The sequence below is a fragment of the Noviherbaspirillum suwonense genome, assembly GCF_900182955.1.
GTDB classification, from domain to species: Bacteria; Pseudomonadota; Gammaproteobacteria; order Burkholderiales; family Burkholderiaceae_D; genus Noviherbaspirillum_A; species Noviherbaspirillum_A suwonense.
Genome location: NZ_FXUL01000016.1, coordinates 90,848 through 103,387, shown reverse-complemented (window position 1 = coordinate 103,387; position 12,540 = coordinate 90,848). Strand labels below are relative to the sequence as shown.

Below are 12,540 nucleotides of genomic sequence, written 5' to 3'. Positions count from 1 at the left end.
CCCGGCCCCGGCGCCGTGGGATGCGGCCTAGTAGCGGCGCGCAACCGTGCGCTCGCTTGTCGCTGCCAGCTGCTGGCAGCGCAGCACATGGTCCAGCTGCAGCCTGAAATGGCGGTATTCGCGGCTGATGTCGTCAAGCAGGCGGGCGCAGCTGGCCGGTAGCGCCGCCTGGTATTTCAGGTCGAGCACCCGGCACAGCCCGGCCATGCGCCAGCCGCCCATCGATGCGCAGCTGCCGCTGAGCGCATGGGCGGTGCGACGCAGCTGCGCGGCGTCGCCCGCGCCGGCGGCGTCGTGCAGCGCCTGCAGCCGCGACTCGGTGTCCGCCGCGAACATCGCGACGACTTCGCCGAAACCATTGCCGCTGCCGTTGTCGAATAGCTCGGCGAGCAGGTGCAGCTCGGCCCTGGTGCGGGCGGCGCGCCGGCTCGCTTCCTCGACGGTGCGCGGCGGCAGCCAGACCAGCAGCAGCGTGCGCAGTTGCGCCTGGTGCAGCGGTTTCACGCAGACGTCGTCCACGCCCGCGTTCAGGCAGGCGCTGCGCTGTTCTTCGGAAGACGCGGTGATGCAGGCGATGATGGGAGCCGGTGCGGCATGGGCGGTCGCGCGCAGGCGGCCGGTGAGGCCGGCGCCGCCGTCCAGCGCCATCTCGCTGTCCACCAGGATCAGGTCGAACGGCCGCCCGCGGTGCCGCTCCGCTGCCTGGGCGGCGGTGGCCGCGGTGCCGGCCTCGTAGCCCAGCTCGCGCAGCAGGCGCTGCGCGACCAGGCAATTGACCGGGCTGTCGTCGGCGACCAGGATACGGCGCGCCATCGCGCCGGCCACGGCCGGGATTTCGCCGGGACGGGCGGCGCCCAGGTTCAGGCGCTCATCAGCTGGTCCCAGGTGGCCGGGTCGCCGGGCGCGGCCGGCGCCGCGTCGACCAGCGGCTGCGGCAACTGGCGCGCCTTGCGTCCAGCCGCCTGGCGGTTGCGGGTGGTGGACGGCGGCAGGCGGCGCAGGGTGCGCAGCGCCTCGACGTCGCAGATGCCGATCGAGCGCTGGTCGACGGTGATCAGGCCGATCTCGTTGAATGCCGACAGCGTCCGGCTCACCGTTTCCAGCGTGAGGCCGAGGTAGCTGCCGATCTCGTGCCGGGTCATGCGGAGGTTGAACAGCTTGCTCGAGTAGCCCATGTCGGCGAAGCGTTCCGACAGGGACACCAGGAAGCGGGCCACGCGGGCCTCGGCGCTCAGCGCGCCCAGCATGCTCACCATCGCCTGTTCGCGCACCAGCTCGCGGCTCATCACGCTGTACATCGCGTGTTCCAGTTCGAGGTAGGAGCGGCCGAGGGCGACGAATTTCTTGAACGGCAGCAGCACCAGGTCGCAATTCGACAGGGCCACCGCCTCGGACGGATAGCGCCGGGTATGGATGCCGTCGACGCCGAACAGGTCGCCTTTCATCGGGAAGCTCAGCACCTGCTCATTGCCGTATTCGTCGATCAGCACGGTTTTCAGGAAGCCGGAATGGACGATGTACAGGGTGTCGAACGGCTGGCCTATCGTATGGATGCGTTGCCCGGTCTTGAACTGCACATGCTGGAACAGCAAGTCGTCGTCCGTCATGGTGGACGTCACCGGGATCCGCAGCAGCGCGCACAGTTCCTTCAGGGTAGACCACAGCTTCCCCTGCCGCTGCCAGCCTGCCTCCAGGTGGGGGAGGCGCAGCGCCGCTGGCGATACGGGTTCGGAACGTAAGTCTTGTGTTTGCATGGATCCCATGACGATCTCCCATTCAGTGCATTGAAGCGAGCCGGTCCGGGATGCAAGGCAAAAGTGGCGTCCGGGACCCGCTGTTACGCTCGGTCTGTTATCTCGCCAAGCTGACTCTTTTTGTGCGGGATGCATGATTCGTTCGTCATCAGGCAGATCGCTCAACTGTTAATCAGTAAATGCAGTGTGGCGAAACACCTGGTCAGTATCCCAATACCAGTGGTTACTGGCTATCGGGATGCGCTGAATGCGAGTGTAGGGATTTTCCTACAGCGGGATGGGGATCTGCGCTGTCAGACAGGCGGCGAACGGTCTGCAGCGGAAACGACGCGGCGGTTACAAGCCGGCGCTTACAAGCGCATCGGCATCAGCAGCCGGTGCGCCACCGCGTACTGGACCAGTTCGGCCAGCGACGGCATGCCCATCTTGTGCAGGATGCGCGTCTTGTGGGTGCTGACGGTCTTGACGCTCAGGTGCAGCATTTCGGCGATCTCGGTGATCGACTTGCCGATGACCAGCAGGCTGAATACCTCAAACTCGCGGTCCGACAGGTGTTTGTGCGGCAATTCCTCCATCGATGGCATCGCGTCCATCGCCAGCTGCTCGGCGACCTCGATGCTGATGTAGGGCCGGCCGGATGCGACCCGCCGGATCGCGCTGACCAGCTGGGTGCCGGCGCTCTCCTTGGTCAGGTAGCCGCGTGCGCCGGCGCGGATGGCCCGCACCGCATATTGCTCCTCCTCGTGCATGGTCAGGATCAGGATGGGCAGCTTGGGCACTTCGTCCTTGATCTGCCGTATCAGCTCGACGCCGCTGCGGCCCGGCATCGACAGGTCCAGCATCAGCAGGTCGAAACCGCCTTTCCTTACCTGGGTGAGCACTTCGAATCCGTCCACCGCCTCGCCGACGACTTCAATGTCGTCTGCGCCGTCGAGGATGCGCTTGAGGCCTTCGCGCATGATGGTGTGGTCATCGGCTATAACGATACGGATCATGGTGAGCTTATTTGTACGACAGGTGGCTCGATGGGAAGGCTGACGTGGATCGCGCTTCCCCGTTTGGCGCTTGAACAGATGTCCATATTGCCACCCAAAGTATAGATACGATCCTGCATCGCGACCAGCCCGAAGCAGCCCGGCTTGCGTTCCGCGCCGCAAGGCATGCCCGCGCCGTCGTCCTGGATCAGCACTTCCAGCCGCTTGCCGTCCGTGCGCATCGATACCTGCACATGGCTGGCATGCGCATGCCGCTCGACGTTGAGCAGGCATTCCTGCACCACGCGGTAGACGACGGAATCGACCGCGTCGCCGCCGCCGATCGCATCCGTGTCGCAGTCGATCTCGCAGCGGACCCCGGTCCGCTTTTCGAATGCCTGCGCAATCCAGCGCACCGCGGCCAGCAAGCCGAAATCGTCCAGCAGGGGCGGGCGGAGATCGGACGCAATTGTCCTGGTGCGCATGATCGCGTTGTCGAGCAGGGATTGCATGTTTGAAATGCGTTCGATGCCCGGACTGACCTGGTCACCGGCATGCAGGCTCTGTTCGAGCCAGTCCAGGTCCAGCTTGAGAACGGACAGGCACTGGCCCAGTTCGTTGTAGAGTTCGTGCGAAAAGCGGCGCTTCTCCAGTTCGTGCGCATGGTGGAAGGACAGCGCCCGGCGCCGTCCCGCCACGGTCGCCGGGCCGTATTCGCGCATGCTGGCCACCAGGAATGCCTGATCGCCGCAGGCCACGGACGACAGGGAAAGCTCCATCTCGAAGCGCGAGGCATCGGCGCGCTTGCCTTCGGCCCGGAACCTGGCGGCGCATGCCGCGCCGGCGGCGGCCTGCTGCATGCGCTCGCAGGCGTCGGCCGCGAGCAGCAGGCCCAGGCCATGACCGACCAGCTGCGTCGAGCGATAGCCGAACAGGCGTTGTGCCTCACCATTGAGCAGGACCATGCGCATATTGCTGTCGCTGATGATGACCGCATCCATCGCGGCGCGCAGGAGCGCCGCAAGCCATGCATGGTCGGCGCCCGCCGGCAGATGCGTCAGATTGGCCTCGCCGAATTCGGCCGGTGCGGCGGGTTGGTCGCGCTGCTGGAAATCCAGGATGGTCATGGGGAGACTCGGCCGTGGCTAAATATGTATTTATTTATACACAATTACAGGTTGAAGGCGATGTGCCAGCCCAATCCATGATTCCATCAATACCATTAGGTTGATTTCGGTCAGTTGTGCGATCAGCAATACTAACTCTTGCACTGGTCAAAGGTGAAATCGCGGCCGGACAGGCAAGGAAAATATTGCTTTCAGGATAGTAAGTGGTGTGCCGATGAACGCTATCTTGATTTAATGTTTGATAAAAGGATGATTGTGCGCATTCGGCCATGAAGAGTTCGGTGCGACCATGTAGTCCCGACTTCCGGGCAGTGGGACAGGCCGCCAGAGCCGCCCCGGCATGCAGGAGTAAAACGATGGATGGCTACAAATCGGGCAACGATGACCTGCCGGCGCAAGAGGCCGCGCATGACATGTCGCTCGCGCTGCTCGAACTGGCGGCCGATGCGCTGGACCTGATTGTCGTCGTATGGCAACTGGACGACGACCTGGTCTGCTTCAGCAGCCGCTGGTCGCAGCGCGCGCATGGCATCGAGCAGCTTACCTACCTCGACAGCATGGAGGTGCGGGCGCTGATCCATCCGAACGATCACGCCCGGCTCGATGATGCGATGCAGGAATGCAAGGCCGACGCCAGCGCCAAGGTCCATGTCGACTTCCGGATACGGATGCCGGCAGGCTGGCTGCCTGTCCACGCGCGCTTTCGCGCGATCGCGTTCGATGAAGACGGGCGGATTACGCGCATCGTGGCGATGCTGACGGAAATCAAGGACCGCGAGCGCATCCGGCTGCTGCATACGCATGATCTCCCCGAGCGGTTCAACGCGGCCGTGCCTGGCCTCTATGCCAACATGCCGCGCGCCGTGGCGTCCGGCCGCGACGCGGTGATGCCCACCTTCCTCGACTGGCATGGGCGGGTGATGAAGGTCGTGTTGCAGGGAGACGCGCTGCAGTCGATCCTGGAAGACATCGCCCACATGGCCGAAGACTGCGTGGATGGCGCATCCTGCTCGATCCTGCTGCTCGACGAGAACGGCGAGCATTTCGTCCGCGTCGCCGCGCCGTCGATGCCGCCGGCCTTCCACCGGGCAATGATGCAGCTGACGGTCGAGCCCGAAAGCGGCACCTGCGGCGCCGCGGTGAGCCGCCGCAGCCCGGTATTTACCGGCGATGTCGCCAGCCATCCGCTATGGCGGAATTTCCGGGAACTGGCGTCGGCCAACAAGCTGGCTTCCTGTTTTTCCTGGCCGATTTTCGGCCAGTCGGGAAGGGTGCTTGGCACCATTGCGCTCTACTTCAGCACCTCGCGCGCTCCCGGCGACACAGAACTGATGATCATGCCGGCAATCGGTGACCTTGCCGCGGTGGCAATCACTAGCCAGGAAGCCAAGGCTAAGATCCGCAACCTGTCGGAATACGATGCGCTCACCGGCTTGCCGAACCGCAGCCGTTTTCAGCAGTTGCTGCAGGCGGAACTCCAGCAGGCCGGACGGCGCGGCCAGTTTGCCGGCCTGCTCTGCATTAACCTGGACCGTTTCAAGATCGCCAACGACCGGCTGGGACAGCAGGCCGGCGATACCGTGCTGCGGCAGACCGCGCACCGCCTGCGGCAGGCCGTCGGCAAGGCGGACGACATCGCCCGGCTCGGGGCGGATGAATTCGCGGTGCTGGTGCGGAATTCCGCCTCGCTCGAAAGCCTGGAGTGCCTGGCCAGGCACCTGCTGGACTCGCTGGCGCAGGCGGTGAAGCTGGGACACCGCGACTTTCGTTCCACGGTCAGCATCGGACTGTGCCGGTTTCCGGACGATGGCACCGAGGCGCATGCGCTGATGCGCAGCGCCGACCTGGCGATGCGCCAGGCCAAGGCCCAGGGAGGCAACGCGGTCTGCCACTATGCCGCCGAGATGGTGGCCGCCTCGGTCAACCGCCTGGAACTGCAGGCCGATCTGCGCGGCGCGGCCGGCCGCGATGAATTCAAGCTGATGTACCAGCCCAAGCTCGACCTGGCCACCGGACGGATGACCGGGGTGGAAGCGCTGGTGCGCTGGCAGCATCCGCGGCTTGGCCTGCTGCCGCCGGCGAGTTTCATTTCACTTGCCGAGGCGTCGGGCGACATCGTGGAAATCGGCCGCTGGGTCCTGCATGCGGCATGCCACCAGCTGGCTGCCTGGCGCGCCGCCGGCCAGCCGGCGCTGCCGATTGCCATCAACCTTTCCGCGCTCCAGTTCGCCGACCGCAACCTGGCCAACGAGATCGACGGCACGCTGCAACGTCACGGCCTGCCTGGCAACCTGCTCGAACTGGAAATCACCGAGAGCCTCGTGATGAAGGACCCGCTCCATGCGGCCGAACTGCTCGCGGCGATGCGGCGCATCGGACTGCGCATCTCGATGGACGACTTCGGCACCGGTTACTCGTCGCTGGCGCAGTTGAAGCGATTCCCGCTGGACAGCGTGAAGATCGACCGTTCGTTCGTGCAGGACATACCGCATGACGCCAACGACACGGCCATCATCAAGGCCATCATTGCGATGGGACATGCGCTGAAGCTGAAGATCATCGCCGAAGGCGTCGAAAACGCCGAACAGCTCGCGTTCCTGCAGCACCATGGCTGCGACGAGATACAGGGCTTTTATTTCAGCAAACCGATGCCGGTGGAGCAGCTGTACGGGTTCACCCGCACGCACAAGGACAAGCCGACTATTTTACGTCTGGTTTGATGCGCATCCAGCGGGCGATGGCGACGATGACGATGATGCCGACCAGGTCGGCCATGGCGCTTTGGGCGTTGACGGTGAAGCCAACCAGCCCCTTGAGGCCTTGCACCATCATCCAGGCGCTCAGGGCGGACAGCGCGACATGGGTCAGGGGACCGGAATAATTCTTGGAAACTGCGGACAGTAAGCGGGATTTGTTTGACTTCGTTTGCTTGTTCATGGAACGCCTTGTTAGCGAGGAAGTTGCGATAAGGAATTATTCTATTATCGCGCGAAAAAATAGTTTCCCCAAGTAAATCTAACCCAGGATGAGCGGTGAGGAAGGGTCGGCAAAGAAACTGTGCGAAAAAGCCGCGTTTACTTAACTTCCTGCAAATATTCGTTAATTCTTTGATATTTGTCGGAAGTTCGCCGGAGTCGGCATGATATATCAGCTTTCACTTCCCTGCGCGTCTTCGCTGATCTCACGCAAACTTATAGCGGTTTTTCCCGGCCGCTTTGGCATGCGACACCGCGTCCTCGACCTTCTGCACCAGCGTCGGCACGTCCAGCGGCTCCGCTGGATGGAAGGCGATGCCGATGCTGGCGGTCAGCCGGATATCGGCATCGTTAACGAGGAAAGGCCTGGCGACGGCGGCCAGCAGCTTGCCCGCGACGATCTCGACGTTTTCAGCGGAATGCACATCCACCGCCAGCACGCCGAACTGGTCGCCCTCCAGCCGTCCGACCACATCCGACTCGCGCACGGCGGCCGACATGCGGCGGGCCACCTCCACCAGGACCAGGTCGCAGACCGCATTGCCATGGGACTGGTTCAGCGACTTGAAGCCGTCGATGTCCAGCAGCATCAGCGCCGCGCCGTTATAGCCGCTGCGGCTGCCGCGATGCACCTGGTGCTTCAGCAACTCGGTGAACAGCCCCCGTCCGGGGAGGCCGGTCAGCGCATCGATATTGGTCTGCTGCCAGTCGGCCGGCCCTGGCTGCCGGCGGCTGCCGGCATCGTCGCTTTCGGCGTCGCCGGTGCAGGTCAGCACCAGGCTGCCGTCGGCGCCGCGGCTGCCGGCAATCTGCACCGGCAGTCCGGCCGGGCCGCGGTGCTCGAACTGGAATGAATGCTGTTCCGCCAGCTTGCCTGCCTGGCCCGGCTGGCCGGCGAAGTCCAGCAGTTCGGCCAGCGCCGTGCCGGGCAGGTGCGCTGCTTCCGCGTGTCCGAGCAGCTGCAGGAAACGCGCATTCCAGAGCTGCAGGCGGAGGTCGGCGTTGAAGATCGCCAGCCCCTGTTCATTGCTTTCGGCGGCCTGCAGCGCCAGCGCATGCTCGCGTTCCAGCGCCTGGCCCAGCCGGTCTATGGTCGCCTGCTGCCGGTGCTGGCCGATCAGGCGCGGCGCCATCAGCGGCAGCATGTCGAGATAGACGCCGTCGGCATCCTTGACCAGGTAGTCGATGCGCTCGTCGCGCAGCGCCGCGGCCGCCTGCTTCAGGTCCGCGGGTTCGACCAGCAGCAGGGCAGCGATGTCCGGATGGGACTTGCGGGCCGCGCGCAGCACCACCAGCCCGCCGCCCCCGGAGAGACGGTAGTTGGCGACGATCAGGTCGAGCCGATGCTGCGACAGCGCGCTGATGCCCGCCATGTCGCTGGCGGCGAAGATCGCATCCATCTGGTGGGCCGCCATGCGGCGCTGAAACTGGCGCGCCAATTCGGCGTCGGATTCCGCATAGAGCAGGGTGCAGTGATTAGGCATGGCGTGGCAGGCTGGTCAGGTTGGCTGGCGCGGGATGTCGCTTAATTGAGGAATTTCTCGTTCCGGGTAATCACCGTCATGTCGACGAATGCGGAACCGGTATGCCGGGTCGGCGAAAATTCGATCGGGAAGCCGATGTCGTAGTTTTTCAGCGTGATGGTTTCCAGTGCGGCGATCAGTTTTTCGCGGCTCAGGTCCGGCCCGGCGCGGCGCACGCCCTCGGCAAACACCTTGGCGGCGATATACCCTTCGAGGCTGGAGAAATTCGGCTCGTCCTTGCCGGCCTTCTTCAGCTCGCGGGTGTACTCGGCGACCACCGGGTTCGACGGTTTCCAAGGAAACGGCACGACCTGCGAAATGCCGACGCCCGGGCCGTCCGCGCCCAGCGCGCTGGCGAGCGGCTGGCTGCCGACGAAGGACACGTTGTGGAACTGCCCGGTGTAGCCGGCGGCCCGCATCTGCCTGACCAGCGCCGCCGAGGCCGCGTAGGTGCTGACCTGGATGATGGCGTCCGGCCGTTTTGCCAGCAGCTTCTGCGCCGCCGGCCCGACATTGCGGCTATTGCGCTCGACCGGCGCGCTGTCTGCCAGCGTCAGGCCGCGCTTGGTCAGCGCCCGCTGCACGCCGTCCAGTCCGGCCTGGCCGTAGGCGTCGTTCTGGTAGAACGCGGCGATGTTGCGAACGCCAACGCGCACCAGCTGGTCGACCAGGTGTTCGGTTTCCTCGATATAACCGGCGCGGATATGGAAGATCTGCCGGTTGAACGGCTCGCGCAAAGAGCGCGCACCGGTAAACGGTGCGAAGAATGGCACTTTGGCCGCGGTAAAGATCGGCAATGCGGCATTGCTCGTCGGCGTGCCGACATAGCCGAACAGCGCGAACACCTGGTCGGCCTGGATCAGGCGGCGGGTGTTGTCCGCTGCGAGTTCGGGCTCGTACTTGTCATCCGCGGTGACGATCTCAATCTTCCTTCCATGGATGCCGCCCTGGTGGTTGATGCTGTCGAAATACAGTTTTGCGCCCGCATGCAGGTCGATACCGAGCTGCGCTGCCGGGCCGGTGAACGGCGCGGATTGCCCGAGCAGGATGCGGTTGCCGGTCACGCCGGTTTCGGCGCGGCAGGCGAGCGCTGAAAGCGCCAGCAGCAGGCAGCCGGCGGTGCGCAGCACGGTGCGGGAGGCGGAAAACATTTATATCCTTTGGGAAATTTCCGGAGCGACACAAATGTATCAGAAAAAGCATTCCTGAAGGTAATAGTTGTATTTCCCTTGGGAATTTATGCAACGAAATAGGCTGCGTCGACGCCGGGAACGGGGCTGTAGGAGAGATGAAACGGTGGGGATAAATTGTGTGTGGTCGATTCTGAAATTATTCCGGGGACACAAGTCGATTCAGTTATAGTTACGCTCGTTTGGCCTTCCTGTCCCGCAGCGTATTCACCGCCTTTTATCCTTTGCACGAGTGCTTACCATGCTTCAACATCTTCGACGCGGCGTCTGTTTGTTCCTGGCCCTGGGCGCTGCCGCCGCGGCGCAGGCCAGTGTGGTCGTCGTGCTCAATTCGCGGGATGCGACCGTCAGCCTGCTGGACCAGGAAACCTACCAGGAAACCGCTTCGTTCGCGGTCGGCAAGGAACCGCATCACCTGATGGCGACGCCGGACAACAAGTCACTGATCGTCGCCAGTGCGGTGAGCAATGAACTGATCTTCCTCGACCCCCGCAGCGGCCAGATACAGCGCCGCGTGCCGGACATCATCGACCCGTACCAGATCGGATTTTCGCCCGACAACAAGTGGTTCGTGTCGAACGCGCTGCGACTGGACCGGGTCGACCTGTACTCGTACGACGGCCGCGAACTCAAGCTGCACAAGCGGGTGCCGCTGGCCAAGATGCCCAGCCACATGGCATTCACGCAGGACAGCAAGATGGTCTTCATCACCCAGCAGGGGAGCGACCAGATCAGCGCGATCGACCTGGCGACGCAGACCGTCAAATGGACGATGCCGGTCGGCAAGCTTCCAGCCGGCATTGCGATGACCCCGGACCAGAAATACCTGCTGGTCGGCATCATGGGCAGCGATTATGTCGAGGTCATCGACTGGCGTGCACAGAAGACCGTCAAGCGGATCAAGGCGGGCGCCGGTGCGCATAACTTCCGGCTTACCGGCGACAAGCGCTTCATCTTCGTCTCGAACCGGGTATCCAACACCATCAACATCATCGACCAGGAAAAGCTGGAAAACGTCGGCACCATCGACGTTCCGGGCGGCCCGGATTGCATGGAACTGACCGAGGATGGCAAGACCTTGTGGGTCACGCTGCGCTGGATCAAGAAAGTGGCGGTGATCGACGTTCCAAGCCGCAAAGTCATCAAGCTGATACCCGTCGGCCGCTCGCCCCATGGTGTTTACTTCATCAATCACGCGCCGCGCTAGCCTGCTGCGCCGAAGCTGCGCAGGATTGCTGGCCCTTGTGCTGTCACCGGCCGCATTGTCTGCGCCTGCCTGCAGCGGCACCATCTACCTGACCTTCGACACCGGCAGCCAGTCGCAGGCCGCGCTGGTTGCAGACACGCTGCGCCGGCATCATGCGAAAGCGACCTTCTTCCTGGCGAACGAGAAAACCGTGCGCGGCGATTATTCGCTGGACCCGGCCTGGGCGCCTTACTGGAAGGCGCTGCGGGCCGAGGGCCATGCGTTCGGCAGCCATACCTTCGACCATGTCTATGCGCTGCGCGACCTGGCCGGCGGCAGGCTGGAAGTGCGCCCGCAGTTCGGTCCACACGCCGGCAAGACGCAGGCATGGACCGCGGCCGACTACTGCACCGAACTGCGCCGCGTCGACCAGCGCTTTCGCGAGCTGACCGGGGCCGGCCTGGACCCGTTCTGGCGCGCGCCCGGCGGCAAGCTCACTCCCGCCGCGCTTGCGGCGGGCCAGGCCTGCGGCTATGCGCATGTCGGTTGGGCGCCTGCCGGTTTTTCGGGCGACGAATTGTCCAGCGACAGGGTGTCGAATGCGGCGCTGCTGAAGAAGTCGCTGGACGGCCTGCGCGACGGCGACATTTTTGTGGCGCATCTCGGCATCTGGTCGCGCAAGGACCCGTGGGCGCCGGCCGTGCTGGAACCGCTGCTGAGCGGGCTGGAGCAGAAGGGCTTTTGTTTCGCAACCTTGCGTGATCATCCCGCTTACCGCACGAAAGCTGCGCCTACCGGCGCCGCAAACAAGGAGAACCGTCAGTGACCGCAATGCTGGCCGATTATTTTGCGATGGCGCAGGCGTGGCTGTTCGAGACCGTGGTCCAGCCTTTCATGTTCTGGGCGGGCCTGGGTGAATTCACCGAGAATGCGTTCGAAGGCACCGAGTGGTTCCTGATCGGTATCTGCGAGCTGCTGCTGATCTGGGTGGTGCTGCGGCCGCTGGAAGCATGGATACCGGTGCACGAGTTCACCGACCGGCGCGCGCGCTGGAATGACTTCGTCTATACCGTCATCCACCGGCTGGGCGCGTTCACGCTGGTCATATTCTTCCTGCTCGACCCGCTGGTGGACCAGTTCACCGCTTTCCTGCATCTCCATGGCATACACCAGCTGGACCTCGACAAGCTCTGGCCCGGCGTCAGCGACCAGCCGCTGCTGTCGTTCGCGCTCTACCTGGTGGTGCTGGACTTCTTCGATTACTGGTATCACCGTGCGCAGCACAATGTGCGCTGGTGGTGGGGCCTGCACAGCCTGCATCACAGTCAACAGAACATGAACCTGTGGAGCGATGACCGCAACCATCTGCTCGACGATTTGCTGCGGGATATCTATCTGGCGGTGATCGCACTGCTGATCGGCGTCCAACCCGGACAATATGTGCTGCTGGTTGCGCTGTCGCGCATCCTGCAAAGCCTGCAGCATGCGAACGTGCGCATCCATTTCGGCTGGCTGGGGGAGCGGCTGCTGGTGTCGCCGCGCTTCCACCGGCTGCATCACGCGATCGGCGTGGGCCATGAAAGCCGCGGACGCGACAGCATAGGCGGGCATAACTTCGCCGTGCTGTTTCCGGTATGGGATCTGGTCTTCAGGACGGCGCGTTTCGGCACGGAATTCGCGCGGACCGGCATCCGCGACCAGTTGCCGCCACCGCAGGGCAAGGGCAGGGATTATGGCGCCGGCTTCTGGCGCCAGCAATGGCTGGGCCTCAGGCGCATGGTGCATTACGGCCGCCGCGCCGGCCGCTGATC

At 63.9% G+C, this 12,540-nt stretch carries 11 protein-coding genes; 4 read left to right on the top strand and 7 right to left on the bottom strand.

All coding sequences use genetic code 11. The features are described from left to right. Positions 1-27: 27 nt before the first annotated feature. The 4 genes from QOL82_RS18965 to QOL82_RS18950 form a co-directional block, all read right to left on the bottom strand. On the bottom strand, positions 28-813 hold the full coding sequence (locus tag QOL82_RS18965) for a response regulator (protein WP_283443868.1): 786 nt from the start codon (positions 811-813) through the stop codon (positions 28-30). Between the two features lie 47 nt (positions 814-860). After that, positions 861-1,754 (bottom strand): Crp/Fnr family transcriptional regulator, encoded by an 894-nt coding sequence (locus tag QOL82_RS18960; protein WP_283443867.1) that lies wholly within the window; start codon positions 1,752-1,754, stop codon positions 861-863. A 350-nt stretch (positions 1,755-2,104) separates the two neighbouring features. Beyond that, positions 2,105-2,749, bottom strand: coding sequence for a response regulator (locus tag QOL82_RS18955; protein ID WP_283443866.1), 645 nt, complete (start codon positions 2,747-2,749; stop codon positions 2,105-2,107). After that, on the bottom strand, positions 2,746-3,855 hold the full coding sequence (locus QOL82_RS18950) for a sensor histidine kinase (RefSeq protein WP_283443865.1): 1,110 nt from the start codon (positions 3,853-3,855) through the stop codon (positions 2,746-2,748). Before QOL82_RS18950 ends, QOL82_RS18955 begins: the two co-directional genes overlap by 4 nt. A 356-nt stretch (positions 3,856-4,211) precedes the next feature. Here QOL82_RS18950 and QOL82_RS18945 point away from each other — a divergent pair, with 356 nt between their 5' ends. Continuing rightward, positions 4,212-6,575: a putative bifunctional diguanylate cyclase/phosphodiesterase gene (locus QOL82_RS18945; RefSeq protein WP_283443864.1), complete on the top strand. Its 2,364-nt coding sequence runs from the start codon at positions 4,212-4,214 to the stop codon at positions 6,573-6,575. On the opposite strand, the gene QOL82_RS18940 is transcribed toward QOL82_RS18945, so the two are convergent. From QOL82_RS18940 to QOL82_RS18930, 3 genes are all read right to left on the bottom strand, one after another. Next, positions 6,556-6,792, bottom strand: coding sequence for a hypothetical protein (locus QOL82_RS18940; RefSeq protein ID WP_283443863.1), 237 nt, complete (start codon positions 6,790-6,792; stop codon positions 6,556-6,558). The two genes, QOL82_RS18945 and QOL82_RS18940, sit on opposite strands and share 20 nt — an antisense overlap. A gap of 244 nt (positions 6,793-7,036) precedes the next feature. Next, entirely contained in the window at positions 7,037-8,314 is a 1,278-nt protein-coding gene (locus QOL82_RS18935) for a diguanylate cyclase domain-containing protein (RefSeq protein WP_283443862.1), read from the bottom strand. Between the two features lie 41 nt (positions 8,315-8,355). After that, entirely contained in the window at positions 8,356-9,504 is a 1,149-nt protein-coding gene (locus QOL82_RS18930) for an ABC transporter substrate-binding protein (RefSeq protein ID WP_283443861.1), read from the bottom strand. 280 nt (positions 9,505-9,784) lie between these two features. Here QOL82_RS18930 and QOL82_RS18925 point away from each other — a divergent pair, with 280 nt between their 5' ends. From QOL82_RS18925 to QOL82_RS18915, 3 genes are read left to right on the top strand one after another with little or no spacing between them, the layout of a single operon-like run. Beyond that, complete coding sequence (locus QOL82_RS18925; protein ID WP_283443860.1) at positions 9,785-10,750, top strand: YVTN family beta-propeller repeat protein; 966 nt, start codon at positions 9,785-9,787, stop codon at positions 10,748-10,750. Next, complete coding sequence (locus tag QOL82_RS18920) at positions 10,716-11,555, top strand: polysaccharide deacetylase family protein (protein ID WP_283443859.1); 840 nt, start codon at positions 10,716-10,718, stop codon at positions 11,553-11,555. The genes QOL82_RS18925 and QOL82_RS18920 overlap by 35 nt, the downstream gene beginning before the upstream one ends. Further along, on the top strand, positions 11,552-12,538 hold the full coding sequence (locus QOL82_RS18915) for a sterol desaturase family protein (RefSeq protein WP_283443858.1): 987 nt from the start codon (positions 11,552-11,554) through the stop codon (positions 12,536-12,538). Before QOL82_RS18920 ends, QOL82_RS18915 begins: the two co-directional genes overlap by 4 nt. Positions 12,539-12,540: the final 2 nt, after the last annotated feature.

Bases quoted from the DNA above. Each gene is read 5' to 3' on its own strand.
- QOL82_RS18930 (WP_283443861.1), bottom strand. From the start codon at position 9,504: ATGTTTTCCGCCTCCCGCACCGTGCTGCGCACCGCCGGCTGCCTGCTG.
- QOL82_RS18940 (WP_283443863.1), bottom strand. From the start codon at position 6,792: ATGAACAAGCAAACGAAGTCAAACAAATCCCGCTTACTGTCCGCAGTT.
- QOL82_RS18920 (WP_283443859.1), top strand. From the start codon at position 10,716: ATGGTGTTTACTTCATCAATCACGCGCCGCGCTAGCCTGCTGCGCCGA.
- QOL82_RS18925 (WP_283443860.1), top strand. From the start codon at position 9,785: ATGCTTCAACATCTTCGACGCGGCGTCTGTTTGTTCCTGGCCCTGGGC.
- QOL82_RS18945 (WP_283443864.1), top strand. From the start codon at position 4,212: ATGGATGGCTACAAATCGGGCAACGATGACCTGCCGGCGCAAGAGGCC.
- QOL82_RS18935 (WP_283443862.1), bottom strand. From the start codon at position 8,314: ATGCCTAATCACTGCACCCTGCTCTATGCGGAATCCGACGCCGAATTG.
- QOL82_RS18965 (WP_283443868.1), bottom strand. From the start codon at position 813: ATGGCGCGCCGTATCCTGGTCGCCGACGACAGCCCGGTCAATTGCCTG.
- QOL82_RS18960 (WP_283443867.1), bottom strand. From the start codon at position 1,754: ATGCAAACACAAGACTTACGTTCCGAACCCGTATCGCCAGCGGCGCTG.
- QOL82_RS18955 (WP_283443866.1), bottom strand. From the start codon at position 2,749: ATGATCCGTATCGTTATAGCCGATGACCACACCATCATGCGCGAAGGC.
- QOL82_RS18950 (WP_283443865.1), bottom strand. From the start codon at position 3,855: ATGACCATCCTGGATTTCCAGCAGCGCGACCAACCCGCCGCACCGGCC.